Genomic DNA, 2897 nt, shown 5'->3' with positions numbered 1-2897 from the left:
TGATTCGGATATGCTCCACCACGCGATAATAATGGAATGACCTTAGTGTATGGTGTGCCTACCGCTGAACTTGTGGATGAGTTTGAGATGGAAGATGGAACAAAATTCTCTTGGACTAATCCGGAACATGCTGCCAATCCATATGATAAGCGTGAGCCTCGTTTCTATGCTACCATCCTATATAATGGGGCATCATGGAAAGGAAGAACCTTAAATACCACTACTTCCGATCAGATTGAAGGGTTTATTCAATATGGAGTGGAAGCAGAACCAAAAAGAACTGTTACAGGTTATTATGCTAAGAAGCTGTTAGATCCAAACAATACGAATCTTCTGGTTAACCGCAGTACGCAAAGTTGGATAGAACTACGTTATGCGGAGGTTTATTTGAATTTGGCAGAGGCCAAAGCAGGCCTTGGGGATTTTGCCGGTTCGGCAAGCGTATTGTCGGAGCTGCGTGCCAAACGAGGGCTGGGAATGGTAAATTACAACAACCAGTCATCGGCTATGGCAGCCATAGAGCACGAACGTATGGTCGAGTTAGCCTTTGAAGGGCATCGTTTCTGGGATCTGCGCAGATGGAGAAAAGCACATATTGTGCTGAACGGTAGACGTGTGACAGGCCACAAAATAGAAAGTACTGGAGGAGGTTACTCGTATCAAGTGGTAGATGCAGATAATGTGGACAGAAGTTTTAACCCTAGACTATATTATCTGCCGATTCCTGAGTCTGAAGTATTAGTCAACTTAGGTCTTACACAAATTCAAGGTTGGTAAAAAGATATTCGTATGAAGACTTTAATAAATTATATACTGTCATTTTTAGTGCTTGGACAATTAGTATGTTCTTGTGCTAAACCTAACTATGTTGCACCTAACGATGATTCTATCATCAAAGATTTCTATGCAACACTTGAAGGAAAAGGAAGAGAGAGGCTCTTCGAAAGTACTATTAGCAATGACACAATCTATGTCAATATAGATTACTATTATCCTATTGATTCCGACAATGAAGTGGACCTTTCAAAAATCCTTCTTAAGGCGTCAGTACCGGTAGATGCGAAAATAGAACCTTCGTTAGAGGGTTTTACGGATCTTAATAATCCTTTGCATATTACCGTTACAGCAGGAGATGGAACGCAATCTAAATATGTAGTCGTAGCCAACAAGAAAGGTAATACCGATGTGTTTGCCGCTACCCTATATTATGAGGATGTGTTAGGAGCCACCCAAGAAGTGTCTGCTATTATTTTGGGTACGAACATCAACTTCTCTTTGGTGCCGGGTACAGTGCTAAACAACCCTAGGGTTATTTACACCATCAACCGACATGCTTCGGCCTCTATTCCTAATGGTGGAGCGGTGAATTTAGATAATGATGTTCCTTTTGTGGTTACCTCAGCAGGTAATGCCCGTAAGACTTATACTATGAAAGTGGTGGAAGCGAAGAAACTTGCCAAAGGTATACGTCCGGGTAGTGCTAAGGTAATGTTTGCGAAGAAGCTGAAAGATGACCTCGGTCTTCCGGATAATCATCTTACTACAGGTCTAGCTGTGTCAGGTAAATATTTAGTGATCAACACACGCAACCGTAATAGCATCTATTTGAATGGTGTTACCGGTCAAAAGGAGGGCGAAGTGGACATGACGGGCTTTATCGGCAGTCTTCGTAACTTCTATGCTACCTCAGACAATGCTGGCAACATATTGGTATGCAACCTGACCACGAACGATGGCAATACCTTTATGATTTATAAAGTTACTTCCGTAAATGCAACACCTCAACCTTTTATTTCGTGGAATACCGGAGGTAGAGGATTCGGACGTAAGTTCTCAGTGGTGGGCGGATATTAACCAGAACGCTATCATCACAGCACCTCTTGTAGGTAACGCTACACAAAACTCATTTGCAAGATGGCAGGTGTCCAACGGACAGCTTGTGTCCCAAACACCGGATATCATTGATATCAACGGTTATGCATGGAACTGGAATAACGCTGATGTGAAGTATATGACCCCGTCACTTTCTAGTGATTATTATGTGGTGGGATATAATCCGTCTACTAACAACCTTGGTAAAGTGAGCGGTCAAAACCATTCTGTTACTTCAGCCAATACAACATTGAACACAAACTTTATCGTCAATTCGGTAGACTATATAGAGTTCAATAATGGTAAGTACGTAGCCTATAATCATGTGAATGGTTTTAACTGGGGAGCTGCTGACCAAGTGTTTTTGTTGGATGCAGAGATGCCTCTTGTTGGCGATCCTTCCTCGGCGACAGCTCCTACAAACTTGATTTGGGCAGCTCCTAAAGGCGCTTATGGCCCTAATGCCGCGAGTGCCGCAACCAATACGAATGGAACGGGAGATGTGGTGATGGCTGTATCTGAAAACGGATACTTCCTTTATCTATATTTTATGTTTACCAACGGATATGTTGTCGGGGTACAGTTCGATTGTATCGATATTTAGGTTAAATTAGGTCAAATAGTTTGGAGTAGCGCTTGCGCGCTACTCTTTTAAATTTTTAAGCTATTGAAGAAGAAATTTTTTGTTTTAGCTGGTTGCCTTATTGAGTTTATTTGCTTGTTCGAAAGATAATCATACCCCACCTAGTCTGAATGTGCCGGAAGAACCGGAACCACCTACAAACCCTATAACGCCAGGAAGAAATGTCGTAGTTTGGGTGGATGCTAGATCTAACGTTTTCGGAACGTACGGAAAGTTCAGCAGCAAAACCGAAATCGTCAATATTCTGGATAGGCTGGAAGACTGTGGCGTGACAGGCTTGGTAATAGATGTAAAGCCTTCCTCAGGCTATACCATGTATAACAGTGCATATACTAAAGAATGGACTTCCTACGATGGAAAGACAGGTTTTCATTTTTCTTTT

At 42.1% G+C, this 2897-nt stretch carries 4 protein-coding genes; all 4 read left to right on the top strand.

Annotation, left to right across the window (positions count from 1 at the left end; genetic code table 11):
* The first annotated feature begins 36 nt into the window (after positions 1-36).
* A complete protein-coding gene (locus SD31_RS10390) occupies positions 37-777 on the top strand; it encodes a RagB/SusD family nutrient uptake outer membrane protein (protein ID WP_052258964.1) in 741 nt (246 codons plus the stop codon).
* Positions 778-789: 12 nt separating this feature from the next.
* Positions 790-1854 carry a DUF5018 domain-containing protein gene (locus SD31_RS15435; RefSeq protein ID WP_082021920.1) on the top strand — a complete coding sequence of 355 codons (1065 nt, stop codon included), beginning with the start codon at positions 790-792 and terminating at the stop codon, positions 1852-1854.
* The gene (locus SD31_RS15430) at positions 1772-2476 is read left to right on the top strand and encodes a hypothetical protein (RefSeq protein ID WP_052258962.1); all 705 of its coding nucleotides are present in this window, start codon (positions 1772-1774) and stop codon (positions 2474-2476) included. Before SD31_RS15435 ends, SD31_RS15430 begins: the two co-directional genes overlap by 83 nt.
* Positions 2477-2576: 100 nt before the next feature.
* On the top strand, positions 2577-2897 hold a 321-nt coding region (locus SD31_RS10380), incomplete at its 3' end, for a hypothetical protein (protein ID WP_039054069.1).

It is taken from the genome of Sphingobacterium sp. T2, assembly GCF_000814685.1.
Taxonomy (GTDB): Bacteria; Bacteroidota; Bacteroidia; order Sphingobacteriales; family Sphingobacteriaceae; genus Sphingobacterium; species Sphingobacterium thermophilum.
Note: the sequence above shows the minus strand (reverse complement) of the source record. Positions and strands in the feature narration are given on the sequence as shown.

Coding starts and splice junctions, on each gene's coding strand:
- SD31_RS15435 (WP_082021920.1), top strand. CDS start 790: ATGAAGACTTTAATAAATTATATACTGTCATTTTTAGTGCTTGGACAA.
- SD31_RS15430 (WP_052258962.1), top strand. CDS start 1,772: ATGCAACACCTCAACCTTTTATTTCGTGGAATACCGGAGGTAGAGGAT.
- SD31_RS10390 (WP_052258964.1), top strand. CDS start 37: ATGACCTTAGTGTATGGTGTGCCTACCGCTGAACTTGTGGATGAGTTT.